The sequence below is a fragment of the Pseudophaeobacter leonis genome, from assembly GCF_002087335.1.
In the GTDB taxonomy this organism is placed as follows: domain Bacteria; phylum Pseudomonadota; class Alphaproteobacteria; order Rhodobacterales; family Rhodobacteraceae; genus Pseudophaeobacter; species Pseudophaeobacter leonis.
On record NZ_MWVJ01000013.1, the window covers coordinates 20327 to 33561 of the forward strand.

At 59.2% G+C, this 13235-nt stretch carries 6 protein-coding genes, 1 tRNA gene and 5 pseudogenes; 8 read left to right on the forward strand and 4 right to left on the reverse strand.

Features of this window, described 5'->3' with window-relative positions; all coding sequences use genetic code 11:
• The first annotated feature begins 300 nt into the window (after window positions 1-300).
• The 6 genes and pseudogenes from dnaA to B4968_RS26030 all read left to right on the forward strand — a co-directional run bounded on the left by dnaA (window position 301) and on the right by B4968_RS26030 (window position 7608).
• A complete protein-coding gene (gene dnaA / locus B4968_RS04820) occupies window positions 301-1755 on the forward strand; it encodes a chromosomal replication initiator protein DnaA (protein WP_083097124.1) in 1455 nt (484 codons plus the stop codon).
• A 365-nt stretch (window positions 1756-2120) separates the two neighbouring features.
• On the forward strand, window positions 2121-3242 hold the full coding sequence (gene dnaN, locus B4968_RS04825) for a DNA polymerase III subunit beta (protein ID WP_083097089.1): 1122 nt from the start codon (window positions 2121-2123) through the stop codon (window positions 3240-3242).
• Between the two features lie 91 nt (window positions 3243-3333).
• Window positions 3334-4432 (forward strand): annotated as a pseudogene (recF, locus tag B4968_RS04830) (DNA replication/repair protein RecF).
• Window positions 4429-5048 (forward strand): annotated as a pseudogene (locus tag B4968_RS04835) (LysE family translocator). The pseudogenes recF and B4968_RS04835 overlap by 4 nt, the downstream one beginning before the upstream one ends.
• Window positions 5049-5324: 276 nt before the next feature.
• Window positions 5325-6852 (forward strand): annotated as a pseudogene (locus B4968_RS26025) (DNA gyrase subunit B); the annotation flags it as partial.
• A gap of 15 nt (window positions 6853-6867) precedes the next feature.
• On the forward strand, window positions 6868-7608 hold the full coding sequence (locus tag B4968_RS26030) for a DNA gyrase subunit B family protein (protein WP_420916460.1): 741 nt from the start codon (window positions 6868-6870) through the stop codon (window positions 7606-7608).
• 385 nt (window positions 7609-7993) lie between these two features.
• On the opposite strand, the gene B4968_RS04845 is transcribed toward B4968_RS26030, so the two are convergent.
• Window positions 7994-8070, reverse strand: a tRNA-Arg gene (locus tag B4968_RS04845).
• A gap of 168 nt (window positions 8071-8238) precedes the next feature.
• Between B4968_RS04845 and B4968_RS04850 the strand changes: the two genes are divergently transcribed.
• Both B4968_RS04850 and B4968_RS04855 read left to right on the forward strand, forming a co-directional pair.
• Window positions 8239-9264 (forward strand): LacI family DNA-binding transcriptional regulator, encoded by a 1026-nt coding sequence (locus B4968_RS04850; RefSeq protein WP_083097091.1) that lies wholly within the window; start codon window positions 8239-8241, stop codon window positions 9262-9264.
• Window positions 9264-10478, forward strand: coding sequence for a winged helix-turn-helix domain-containing protein (locus B4968_RS04855; protein ID WP_083097093.1), 1215 nt, complete (start codon window positions 9264-9266; stop codon window positions 10476-10478). Before B4968_RS04850 ends, B4968_RS04855 begins: the two co-directional genes overlap by 1 nt.
• 42 nt (window positions 10479-10520) lie before the next feature.
• Here B4968_RS04855 and B4968_RS04860 read toward each other — a convergent pair.
• From B4968_RS04860 to B4968_RS04870, 3 genes and pseudogenes are all read right to left on the reverse strand, one after another.
• Window positions 10521-10971 (reverse strand): annotated as a pseudogene (locus B4968_RS04860) (acyl-CoA thioesterase).
• 134 nt (window positions 10972-11105) lie between these two features.
• Window positions 11106-12611, reverse strand: a pseudogene (locus B4968_RS04865) (TRAP transporter large permease).
• A complete protein-coding gene (locus B4968_RS04870; protein WP_083097095.1) occupies window positions 12608-13189 on the reverse strand; it encodes a TRAP transporter small permease in 582 nt (193 codons plus the stop codon). Before B4968_RS04870 ends, B4968_RS04865 begins: the two are co-directional and overlap by 4 nt.
• Window positions 13190-13235: the final 46 nt, after the last annotated feature.

Here is a 13235-nt window from a genome sequence, read left to right on the forward strand (position 1 = left end):
TCGTTTAATGAATGCCAGTTTGGTTTTCATTGGATGGTTGCTCTGCTGTGTTGGGATTTCCAGCCAGTAGTCGTGTCTCATTTGTGTGCAGAAACGGTTCTTCGGTAACAAAGTTTAGTACCACGTTTATGTGGTACTTTTTTGTTGGACGGTTCGTTGTCCCGAAAGGGAGTGCGGTCAGGAATCCCCTGTCCGCACGCGCAGAAGATGTGGGTGAAGGACTGCTCCGGAAACGGAGTATGATGAAACGATAGGCCAGGGAAGATCGGGCCGTGCTTTTGGGGACGCATGAAGCGCAGCATGACGGAAGAAAAATGGGGACAGCTCAGAACGAGACTTCTGAAGACTGTTGGGCAAAACAACTTTACGACCTGGATTGAACCGCTTGAGTTCAGTTCAGTTGATGATGGCGTCGCCGTGTTTCACGTGCCGACCAACTTCATGGGCAACTATGTCAGTCAGAACTTTGCGGATCTGATCTTGCATGAATTTAATCTCTCTGGTGAGCCGGTTCAGCGGCTTGCCTTTCGGGTTGCTGCCAATTCACCTGCACGTCCTGTGCGTCAGGTGGAGCAACCAAACGAGCCTTTTGCGGAGATGCAGGACGGCCAGGGCCGCGACAGCGATGGCAAATGGGACGAGTCTCCTGTGCGCCGCGCCGCCTCTGCTCAATCCTTGTCGAACAAGCCTTCGGCCGCAGCGCCGATGGACAGCCTGCAGGCCGCGCCGCTGGATCCGCGGTTCACCTTTGACAACTTTGTTGTCGGTAAGCCAAACGAGCTGGCACATGCCGCCGCACGCCGCGTGACTGAAGGCGGCCCGGTGACCTTTAATCCTCTGGTGCTCTATGGCGGCGTGGGGCTGGGTAAGACCCACCTGATGCATGCCATCGCCTGGGAGATCAAAGCGCAAAACCCCTCTCTGAACGTGCTTTACCTGTCGGCTGAGCAGTTCATGTATCGCTTTGTACAGGCCCTGCGCGAGCGCAAGATGATGGATTTCAAACACCTGTTCCGCTCGGTTGACGTGCTGATGGTGGATGATGTGCAGTTCATTGCCGGCAAGGATTCAACGCAGGAAGAATTCTTTCATACCTTCAACGCGCTGGTGGATCAGAACAAGCAGATCATCATTTCTGCGGACCGTGCCCCCGGCGAGATCAAGGATCTTGAGGACCGCGTGAAATCACGCCTGCAATGTGGTCTGGTGGTGGATCTGCACCCCACCGACTATGAGCTGCGTCTGGGCATTCTGCAGACCAAGGTGCAGCAACAGCAACTGACCTATCCGGGCCTTGAGATCGCCAATGGCGTGCTGGAATTCCTGGCGCACCGGATCTCGACCAATGTGCGGGTGCTCGAAGGGGCGCTGACCCGGCTGTTTGCCTTTGCGTCCCTTGTTGGGCGTGAGATCGACATGGATCTGACCCAGGATTGTCTGGCGGATGTGTTGCGCGCCTCCGAGCGCAAGATCACCGTTGAGGAAATCCAGCGCAAGGTGTCAGAGTATTACAACATCCGCATGTCCGATATCGTCGGCCCCAAACGGCTGCGGTCTTATGCGCGGCCGCGTCAGGTGGCGATGTATCTGTGCAAAAAGCTCACCAGCCGCAGCCTGCCGGAAATCGGCCGACGCTTTGGTGGACGCGATCACACCACCGTCATGCACGGTGTGCGCCGCATCGAAGAGCTGAAGTCCACCGATGGCCAGATCGCCGAAGATGTGGAAATGCTGCGCCGCTCGCTCGAATCCTGAAGGGCGCGGCGCCGTCCTCAGTCTCCAACGGCTCCGGATTTTCCGGGGCCGTTTTTCATTGCCGGTTTTTGCTGTCCAGCAGGCTGCCAAAGGGGGAGAAATTCTGGCCTGAATACACGCTGCCAGGAGCGGAGAAAGGAGCGGAGAAAGGAGCGGAGAAAGGGCGCGGCGGCAACGAAAACCCGGGTTTCAGGCGCTAACGGGCTCTAGCCCCTTGACGCTGCAGAGATTCCCTTGGAAAACTCAATAAAAAGCCTTGTACATGAGGGGCAAACCGGTACTTTGCCTGTCCCGACCATTGCTTTGCCATGGCCTGGTGGCCGCGCAGGGACGCGCGCACTGGCGCGACGAAGAGGATAAGCGACATGAAGATCAGCATTGAACGCGGCACACTCCTAAAGGCCGTTGCGCAGGCCCAATCGGTGGTGGAGCGTCGCAATACCATACCGATCCTGGCCAATGTTCTGATCGAAGCTGAGGGCGATGTGGCCCAGTTCCGCGCCACCGATCTTGATATCGAAGTGGTCGACAAAGCCCCGGCTCAGGTTGAGCGCGCAGGCGCGACCACGGTGGCGGCCACCACTCTGCATGAGATCGTGCGCAAACTGCCGGATGGCGCTTTGGTGACGCTGACCGCAGATGCGGCCACGGGCCGTCTGACGGTTGAGGCTGGCCGCTCAAACTTCTCGCTGGCAACGCTGCCGCGCGAAGATTTCCCGGTTATGGCCTCCTCAGAGTATCATTCTAATTTCACCGCCAATGCGGCCATGCTGCGCCGCCTCTTTGATAAATCGAAATTTGCCATCTCTACCGAAGAGACCCGCTATTACCTCAACGGGGTGTATATGCATGTGTCGGACGCGGCCGAGGGCGGCAAGGTGCTGCGCTGTGTCGCCACCGATGGCCACCGTCTGGCACGGATTGATGCCCCTCTGCCCATGGGCGCCGAGGATATGCCAGGCGTCATCGTGCCCCGCAAAACTGTCGGTGAGATGCGCAAGCTGCTGGACGACGACGAGATGGATATCGCGGTTTCGGTGTCGGAAACCAAGGTGCGGTTTGCGACGCCAAATATCACCCTGACTTCCAAGGTGATCGACGGCACCTTCCCCGACTACACCCGGGTTATTCCGGTTGGAAACACCCGCCGGCTTGAGGTGGACGCGTCTGAATTTGCCCGTGCGGTGGACCGGGTTGCAACGGTTTCGTCCGAGCGGTCGCGCGCGGTCAAGCTGCAGCTGGAAGAAGACCGCCTGATCCTTTCGGTCAATGCGCCCGACAGCGGTGCCGCCGAAGAAGAGCTGGCCGTGGCCTATGGTGACGAGCGTCTGGAGATCGGCTTTAACGCCAAATATCTGCTGGAGATCGCCAATCAGGTGGACCGCGAAAATGCCGTCTTCCTGTTCAACTCTTCTGGAGATCCGACATTGATGCGCGAAGGCAGTGACGAAAGCGCCGTCTATGTTGTGATGCCAATGCGCGTTTGATCTTTGATCCGCGCTGTGCCGCCCTGACAGCCGTATCGAGGGCTGCCCAACGCGCCGCACAGAGAATGGCCCAGAGAAAGGCGCGCCCTTCGTGCTGGCTCTGACTGAACTTACAGTGTCTCACTTCCGCTCGCATCTGCGGGCGGAACTGCATTTGGATGGGCGTCCCGTTGCCATCCACGGCAACAATGGTGCAGGCAAAACCAATATCCTTGAGGCGGTTTCGCTGTTTTCGCCGGGGCGTGGCTTGCGCCGCGCCCGTGCCGCTGGGATGGCGCGGCGTCCCGAAAACCTGGGCTGGAAGCTGAAAGGCGTGTTGCAGACCCCGGATCAGTCCTATGAGATTGAGACCTGGTCCGAGGAAGGCGCCGCGCGCCAGGTGCGCATCGACAACAAAGCCTCCAACCAGATCGCGCTGGGGCAGATCTGCCGGGTGGTCTGGCTGGTGGCCGGTGATGGACCGCTTGTGGGTTGAGGCCGCCGAGGGTCGCCGCCGCTTTCTGGACCGCATCGCTCTCAGCTTTGAGCCCAGCCATGCCGCGGCGACGCTGGCCTATGAAAAAGCCATGCGTGAGCGCAACAAACTGCTGAAGGAGCAAATCCGTGACGCGGCCTGGTACCGGGTGCTTGAGGCGCAGATGGCGGCAGCCGGACACCGCATTCATACCGCACGACAAGCCGCCGTGCAGCACCTGGCCACGGCGCAGCAGAGTGCCGAGACCGCCTTTCCCACCGCCGATCTGCAGCTGATCCAATCCGAGGGCGACATGCCCCTGAATGAGGCAGAGTTTGTCACGGCTCTGGCAGAGGGGCGCGGCCGGGATATGGCCGTGGGGCGGACCCTGATCGGGCCGCATCGCAGCGATCTCATTGGCACCTATGCCTCCAAGGGCATTGCCGCCAAAGAGTGCTCAACAGGTGAGCAAAAGGCGCTTTTGGTGTCGCTGATCCTGGCCAATGCCCGGGCTTTGGCCGCCTCAGAAGGAGCGCCGCCAATTTTGCTGCTGGACGAAGTCGCGGCCCATCTCGATGCGGGACGGCGGGCCGCGCTTTATGATGAGATCTGCGCGCTTGGGGCGCAGGCCTGGATGACCGGAACCGGGCCTGAACTGTTTGCTGAGCTTGGCCGCCGGGCGCAGCTTCTGGAGGTGCATGACGCGGCTGGTACGTCGGAGATCATGACCGCATGACGCTCTCGGTTTGGGATCTGCTGTTATATGCCGGCGCCTTGTTTGTGCTGTTCCTGACGCCTGGCCCTGTCTGGCTGGCGCTGATGGCGCGGGCGGTCTCGGGTGGGTTTCACGCAGCCTGGCCGCTGGCGCTGGGGGTGGCCTGCGGCGATATTCTGTGGCCGCTGGTGGCGATTGGCGGCATGTCCTGGCTGGCGGTAAGTTTGGGCGAGGTGATGCTGGTGCTGCGTTGGGTGCGTGTCTGATGTTCATCACCATGGGCGTTCTGGTGATCCGGGGCGCTGACCGCAGGCTTGAGGAAAACCGGGCCCTGACCCGCCCCGGAGCCTGGGCCGGATTTGTTGCCGGGCTGGCGGTGATCCTGGGCAATCCCAAAGCCATTTTGTTTTACATGGGGTTGCTGCCCGGCTTTTTTGATCTTGGCGCGATCACCTGGATTGATGTTGTGGTGATCCTTTGCCTCTCTTTTGCGGTGCCGCTGTTGGGCAATCTTGCCATGGCGGGGATGGTGCATCATTTGCGGGCCGTGATCTCGTCGCCGCAGGCCATGCGGCGGCTCAATCTCACCTCGGGAGCCCTGCTGGTTGGCGTGGGCATGCTGCTGCCCTTTACCTGATCTGCACAGGGTTTTCAGGCGTGAAAACGCGGCTTGGATCATAGGGGGATAATCCGCTCTAACGGCAAGAAAAACCGGGCTCTGTGGGTGACAATCAGACCGGAATTGCGTATAAAATCCCAAAGGTTAAACAGGAAGTCGCGAATGTCTGACAACGAACAAGCCCCAGCAGAATATGGTGCCGATTCCATCAAGGTTCTCAGAGGGTTGGAAGCCGTTCGCAAACGTCCTGGCATGTATATCGGTGATACCGATGACGGCTCTGGTTTGCACCACATGGTCTATGAGGTGGTGGACAACGGTATCGACGAAGCCCTGGCGGGTCACGCCGATGCGGTCACCGTGAAAATTCACGCCGACTCCAGCGTTTCAGTCAGCGACAATGGTCGCGGCATCCCCGTTGGAATCCACGAAGAAGAGGGCGTCTCGGCGGCCGAGGTCATCATGACCCAGCTGCATGCGGGCGGCAAATTCGACAGCAACTCTTACAAGGTCTCCGGTGGTCTGCACGGGGTTGGTGTTTCGGTGGTAAACGCGCTGAGCGTCTGGCTCGAGCTGCGGATCTGGCGCGATGGCAAGGAACATGTTGCCCGCTTTGAACATGGCGATACCGCAGAGCATCTGAAGGTGGTTGGAGACTGCGGTGAGCGCACCGGCACCGAAGTGCGCTTTATGGCCTCGACCGATACCTTCTCCAATCTGGAGTACTCGTTCGAGACGCTGGAAAAACGCCTGCGCGAGCTCGCCTTTCTGAATTCGGGCGTCAAGATCATCCTGATTGACGAACGCCCGGCAGAGCGGCTTATGACTGAGCTGTGCTACGAGGGCGGCGTCAAAGAATTTGTGAAATATCTCGACCGCTCCAAAACACCCGTGATGGAGACGCCGGTCTATATCATCGGCGAGAAAGACGACATCGTGGTCGAAGTGGCCATGTGGTGGAACGACAGCTATCACGAGTCGGTGCTGCCCTTTACCAACAACATTCCTCAGCGCGATGGCGGCACCCACCTGGCGGGCTTTCGCGGCGCTCTGACCCGGACCATCAACAACTACGCGCAGTCCAGTGGCATTGCCAAAAAAGAGAAGGTCACCTTTACGCGATGATGCCCGTGAAGGGCTGACCTGTGTTCTGTCGGTAAAAGTCCCTGACCCCAAGTTCTCCAGCCAGACCAAGGACAAGCTGGTTTCCTCTGAGGTGCGCCCGGTTGTTGAGGGTCTGGTGAACGAGAAGCTGGCGGAATGGTTTGAAGAAAACCCGACCCAGGCCAAGCAGATTGTCGGCAAGGTTGTCGAGGCCGCGCTGGCGCGTGAGGCGGCCCGCAAGGCTCGCGATCTGACACGCCGCAAGAACCCGATGGACCTCAACTTTCTCAGCTCCAAGTTGAAAGACTGCTCTGACAAAGATCCGGTCAACACTGAAATCTTCCTGGTGGAGGGTGACAGCGCCGGGGGCTCAGCCCAGACGGGCCGTGACCGCAAGACACAGGCGATTTTGCCGCTGAAAGGTAAGATCCTGAACGTCGAGCGCGCCCGCTTTGACCGTATGCTGGGCAGCCAGGAAATCGGCAATATGGTGATGGCGCTTGGCACCGGCATTGGGCGCGACGAATTTGATATCAAAAAACTGCGCTACCACAAGATTGTCATCATGACCGATGCGGACGTCGATGGTGCCCATATCCGGACATTGCTTTTGACCTTCTTCTACCGCCAGATGCCCGAGCTGATCGAGGGCGGCTACCTCTATATCGCGCAGCCGCCGCTGTACAAAGTGGCGCGTGGCAAATCCGAGGTCTACCTTAAGGATCAGGCCGAAATGGAAAGCTACCTGGTGCAGCAGGGGGTCGAGGGCGCGACACTGAAGCTTGGCTCAGGAGAAGAGCTTGTGGGCCGCGATCTGACCCGCGTGGTGGACGAGGCGCGGCAGTTGAAGCGCGTGCTTGATGCCTTCCCCACCCACTATCCGCGTCATATCCTGGAACAGGCCGCCATCGCCGGCGCCTTTGTCCCCGGCGCGGTCGATACCGACCTGCAGGGCGTGGCGGATAAGGTTGCCGCCCGTCTTGATCTCATTGCGCTGGAATATGAAAAAGGTTGGCAGGGCCGTATTACCCAGGCTCACGGTATGCGTTTGGCGCGTATTTTGCGCGGTGTCGAAGAGGTGCGCACTCTGGATGGCCCAATGCTGCGCTCTGGCGAGGCCCGCAAGACCGGCAGCTTTACCAAAAGCCTGCAAGAGATCTACGCCACCTCCGGACAGTTGGTGCGCCGGGATCGCGTGCAGGCCATTCATGGACCGCTGGATCTGCTGAAGGCCATCATGGACGAAGGCGAAAAGGGTCTGTCGCTACAGCGCTATAAAGGTCTGGGTGAAATGAACCCGGATCAGCTGTGGGAAACCACACTGGACCCGGACGCCCGGACGCTGTTGCAAGTGCGCGTAAACGATATGGTCGAAGCCGATGATCTCTTTACCAAACTGATGGGAGACGTGGTTGAGCCGCGCCGTGAGTTTATCCAGAAAAACGCCTTGAGCGTTGAGAACCTGGATTTCTAAACCATTGTAAGAACGCACATAAAAGTGCGCGGCGCGTATACCCTTGCGCGCCGCCGTTGCGTTTTTGAATGCGTAAACTTCCCCTAAGGCTCTCCTAATGACCAGACATTTCAGGCGAGCAGGCCACCAGCTATCTGGCACCGATGCTGCAGCGCAGCGGCGCGAAACGCTCAGTTTTTGACCTGCCTAAGCTTTATGTGATCTGTAACTGGCGCATGTTCGGCCCCTCTGGCGCCAATAAAACGACTGAACAAAGGTGGATGCTATGGCGAAAACGGCGTTGGATTCACGAGAGGCATCATAACCGTGGGGCGTTAAGCTTTGCCAAGCCTGGTTCAGTGAACGAGGAAGAAAACTCTGTCATTCAGGTAAGCAGTTGATTTTGTGGTGACCCCGATTGGATTCGAACCAATAACCTGCCCCTTAGGAGGGGGCTGCTCTATCCAGTTGAGCCACGGGGCCAGACCCGTTTACGCGATAGCAAATCATTTCTGTCATCACAATGGGCAGCAGGGCCTCAGGCTGGAGTTTATTGCGGAGCTTTGCCATGCTCCATTGTGCCGCGCCCCATTGTGCTGGGTGCGCTCTCTGGCTAACGTCGAAACAGCAAAAAATAAGAGGCCGTAGAACGTGACCACGGAAAACAAGCGCCCCCTCACCCTTCGTGATGTATCAGAAGCCACCGGCGTGTCAGAGATGACGGTGAGCCGCGTGTTGCGCAATCGTGGCGATGTCTCGGAAAAAACCCGCATCAAGGTTCTGAGTGCCGCCAAGGAATTGGGCTATGTGCCCAACAAGATAGCAGGGGCGCTGGCGTCGAACCGGGTCAATCTGGTGGCGGTGATTATCCCCTCACTCTCTAATATGGTGTTTCCCGAGGTGCTGACCGGGGTCAATCAGGTGTTGGAAAATACCAAATTGCAGCCTGTTGTGGGTGTCACCGACTACCAGCCCGAGAAGGAAGAAAAAGTCCTCTACGAGATGCTCTCCTGGCGGCCTTCTGGCGTCATTATTGCCGGGCTTGAACATACCGAAGCGGCGCGCGCCATGCTCAACGCGGCTGGTATTCCAGTGGTTGAGATCATGGATACCGATGGTAAGCCGGTGGATGCCATGGTGGGGATTTCGCATCGGCGCGCCGGGCGAGAAATGGCCAAGGCGATCCTCAAGGCGGGCTATCGCCACATCGGCTTTATGGGCACCAAGATGCCGCTGGATCACCGCGCGCGCAAACGCTTTGAGGGCTTCACCGAGGCGCTGGCCAAGGAAGGCGTCGAGATCGAAGATCGCGCCTTTTACTCTGGAGGCTCGGCCCTGGCGAAGGGGCGCGAGATGACACAGGAGATGCTGGAACGCTCACCTGAGATCGATTTTCTATATTATTCCAATGATATGATTGGTGCCGGTGGGCTGCTCTATTTATTGGATCAGGGCATTGATGTGCCGGGACAGATTGGTCTGGCCGGCTTTAACGGGGTTGAATTGCTGCAGGGCTTGCCGCGTCAGCTGGCCACAATGGATGCCTGCCGACTGGAGATTGGTCGCAAGGCGGCTGAAATCATTGCCGCCCAGCTGGATGATCCCGAGGCAGAAATGGAACGGCATGTGACCCTGACCCCCACCATCTCTTATGGTGATACGCTCAAGCGGCGCTGATGGCACTGGCGCGGCTGGATAATGCGGCAGCACGGCGTCTGTTTATGGATCGTCACGCGCTGTTGGAGCAGCCTCGCGGTGGCGCAAAAGGCGCGGATCTGTTGCAGCTGATATCGCGGCTGGGATTTGTGCAGCTCGACAGCATCAACACTGTGGCGCGGGCGCATGACGTGATTCTGTACTCGCGCCGCGCCAGTTACCGCGCGAAACACCTGACCGATCTCTATCATGGCGGCGGCGCACTGTTTGAGCACTGGACCCATGACGCCGCGATGATCCCGCTGGCGTTTTACCCGCAGTGGCACCTGCGGTTTCAGCGCGACGAGGACCTGCTGCGCAAACGCTGGCGCAACTGGCGTCGTGACGGGTTTGAGCAGCAGTTTGACACGGTGCTGCGCCATATCCGTGACCATGGGCCGGTCAGCTCGTCTGATCTGGGCAAGGATGAGAAAAAGAGCTCTGGGGGCTGGTGGGACTGGCATCCGTCAAAGACCGCGCTGGAGTATCTGTGGCGCAGCGGCGCGCTGACCGTTGTTGGCCGGAGCGGGTTTCAGAAACGCTATGACCTGACCGAGCGGGTGATTGACGAAGACCTGCATGCGCCAACAGATCCGGTAGAGGCCGCGCCGACGGTCGCTTGGCTGTGCAATGCGGCGCTGGACCGGCTTGGCTTTGCCACCTCTGGGGAACTTGCTGCCTTTTGGGATACCGCCTCTGCCTCTGAGGCGCGTGGCTGGTGTCAGGCGGCAAAGGCGCGCGGTGAGCTTGAAGAGATCGAGGTCGAGGCGGCAGATGGCTCGCTGCGTAAACATTTTGCCCGGCCCGATACCATCGCCGCTGCGGCAGAGCTGGGGCCGCCACCTGGCCGCATGCGCCTGCTCAGCCCGTTTGATCCCATGCTGCGGGACCGCAAACGCGCGGAACGGCTGTTTGGCTTTCACTACCGGATCGAGGTTTTCACCCCGGCGCCAAAGCGCATTTATGGCTACTACGTTTTCCCGCTGCTGGAAGGTGCGCGTCTGGTGGGACGTGTCGACATAAAGGCCGACCGGGCAGCAGATTGCCTGCGGGTGACGGCGCTCTGGCCCGAGCGGGGCGTGAAATTCTCGCCCGCGCGGATCAAACGGTTTGAGGCTGAGCTGGAGCGTGTTGCCCGATTTGCCGGTTTGGCGCGGCTAGAGTTCGGCGCGGGCTGGCTGCGCGAGGCGCTGTAAGCCCTGAGTATCCGGCTGCTATTGCAGCGGCTATTCCGGCTCCTATTCGGGGCGCAGATTGGCCTCGATCACGGCGCGGTAGTCGGCTGGGGCGGGGCGGGCTTTGAACTCAGGCGGGTCGATAAAGACGCCGGTAAAACCGGCCCTCAAAGCACAGTGTGCCGTTTTGGCGGCCATCGACCCGAAAGGTCACGGATTTGGTGCCAATCGCTGCGGGCCAGACCTCACAGTGCAGCCTGTGGCGCGGGGTGACGGGCGAGCGGAACTCTAAGTTCATGCTGACAAAGGGCGTGCCGGTGCCGCGGTCCAACTCCATCTGATACCAGCCATCGCCATTCAGGTGGTGTTCCCACCAGGCGTCAATTGCCTCGAGTGCAAAGCCGGGCAAATGGCCGGTATAGGCGATCTGGGCCGGGTCGCAGTGCCCCCAGCCGACGCGGATTTCATGCACAAAGCCGCTGCTGTTGGCGGTCTCGCTAACCTGTTGTGACATCTCAACTCCTTTGCCTGCACTTTGGCTGAGGCACCCTAGCTTTGGCACAGGGATCTTTCAAACAGCTTTGCACAAAAAACCCTTCCCCAGCGGGGCTGGAGAAGGGTCAGATTTTAGTTCCTGTGGCTGGGCTCCTAGTACAACAGCAGCAGCGGCAGCAGGGTGATAAAGGGGAAGGCCACAAGAAGGATCACCCGGATGATGTCGGAGGCGACAAAGAACATCACCGCCTTGTAGGTGTCGATCATTTTGGTCTTGCGATCCATCGCGTTGATGATGAACAGGTTCATGCCAACCGGCGGTGTGATCAGGCCGACTTCGACCACGATGAGCACCAGAATGCCGAACCAGATGGCGACATACTCTGTCTCGATCCGGTTGACGCGCCCCTCGGTGACCCGAATGCCCAGCTCCTTCATCTGATCACGGGTGAGTTCGGTGCCCGTGGCGATGGCCTCTTGTATCGAGGCGAGCATCTCGGCTCCCATGCCTTCAGGCACCCCGTTGCGCAGCACCTCCATCGCCGCATCCGCCTGCATGTCGATCAGGGACAGCAGGCCAAAATCCATCACCGAAATCACCGGGAAGAAGATTGGAATGGTCAGCAGGATCATTGACAGGGAATCCATCAGGCAGCCAAAGATCAGATAGAAGGCCAGGATCAGCGCCAGCACCATCCAGGGGCTGTAGCCCTGGCTGACAACAAAATCCGCCAGCTCCTGTGGCACCTTGGTCAGGGCGAGGAAGCCATTGTAAAAGCCCGCGCCCAGCACGATGAAAAAGATCATCGCGGTTGAGCGTGCTGCCACCATAAAGCTGTCGACCAGATTGGCGCGATCCAGGCCACCGTTCATCCAGGCGATGAACCCGGTGCCAAAGGCGCCAACAGCCGCGCCCTCGGTTGGGGTGAACAACCCGCCATAGATGCCGCCGACCACCAGACCAAAGACCAGCAGCACCGGCCAGACTTTGACGAGATTGGCAAGGCGTTCAGACCAGGCGATCGCAGGCCGCGTGCCGGCAGATTCAGGGTAGAGGCGCACATAGATCGAGATCACGATGACATAGCCAATGGCGGCCAGCAGGCCGGGGATAAAGGCGGCGAGGAACAGCTTGGCGATGTTTTGCTCGGTGAGGATGGCATAGATCACCAGCACCACCGAGGGCGGGATCAGAATGCCCAGCGTGCCGCCTGCGGCCAGCGTGGCTGTTGAGAACCCACCGGCCTATCCGTATTGTTTGAGTTCGGGCAGCGCAACGCGGCCCATGGTGGCAGCTGTTGCCAAAGACGAGCCACATATGGCGCCAAAGCCAGCGCAGGCGCCAATGGCCGCCATGGCCACACCGCCCTTGCGATGGCCCAAAAAGCCCTCAGCGGCCTTGAACAGGGCCGAGGACATGCCGCCCAGCGTTGCAAAATGCCCCATCAGCAGGAACATCGGCACGATGGTCAGCGAATAGGAGGAAAAGGTCGAGTAAGTTTCGCTTTTGAGCCGTCCAAAGGCCACCTGTGTGCCGTCGGTGACCATGATCAGACCACCAAGGCCGACCAGGAACATCGACAACCCGATGGGCACCCGCAAAAAGATCAGGATCATCAGGACGGGAAAGGAGGCGATACCAATTTCAAGTGCAGTCACTGTTCACCCTCCACGCCGTCCCAGATCTGGATACGGCCGGTAAAAAATTCGATGGTGCGCACGGCACCCATGTAGATGCCCACAATGGCCGCAACCACGGCGCAAAAAAGACTGGCTGCCAGGGCCCACCAGACTGGGAACTCAAGCAGGAATGAGGTTTCGCCATTGTCAAATTTGCTGATGGTGCCCGCAGCGAGACGCCAGGCGATCAGCACCAGGACCGCGGCAAACAGCAGCTCGGTTATCATGCGCAGGAAGCGGTTGACGCGACGCGGAAAGGCATTGGCGACTACATCCACGGCGGCATGACCGGCAGAGATCTGGCAGAGGGGAAGAAAGGCAAAGATCGCAAAGGCAACGCCTGCCTCGACCAGTTCAAAATCGCCGTTGATTGGCCCCACCCAGGTGATCATCCAGTTCGAGAAGCCCGGCGCAATCGATTGCATCACATCGCCGTGCAAGACGCCGTTGAGCAAGCGACCGATAATCGACAGGCAGGTCAGAAAGATCAGGAGAGAGAGGACCATACCGCCTAAAATGGCCATGAACCTGGCCAGCCCCATCATGAGCTTGTGCATGGTGAATACCCTTTTTTATACGCAAAGGGCCGCGGCACCAAATGCT

What these genes read in the sequence shown, in the direction of transcription:
- dnaA (WP_083097124.1), top strand. Translation starts at nt 301, where the DNA reads ATGACGGAAGAAAAATGGGGACAGCTCAGAACGAGACTTCTGAAGACT.
- B4968_RS26030 (WP_420916460.1), top strand. Translation starts at nt 6,868, where the DNA reads ATGGAAAGCTACCTGGTGCAGCAGGGGGTCGAGGGCGCGACACTGAAG.
- dnaN (WP_083097089.1), top strand. Translation starts at nt 2,121, where the DNA reads ATGAAGATCAGCATTGAACGCGGCACACTCCTAAAGGCCGTTGCGCAG.
- B4968_RS04870 (WP_083097095.1), bottom strand. Translation starts at nt 13,189, where the DNA reads ATGCACAAGCTCATGATGGGGCTGGCCAGGTTCATGGCCATTTTAGGC.
- B4968_RS04855 (WP_083097093.1), top strand. Translation starts at nt 9,264, where the DNA reads ATGGCACTGGCGCGGCTGGATAATGCGGCAGCACGGCGTCTGTTTATG.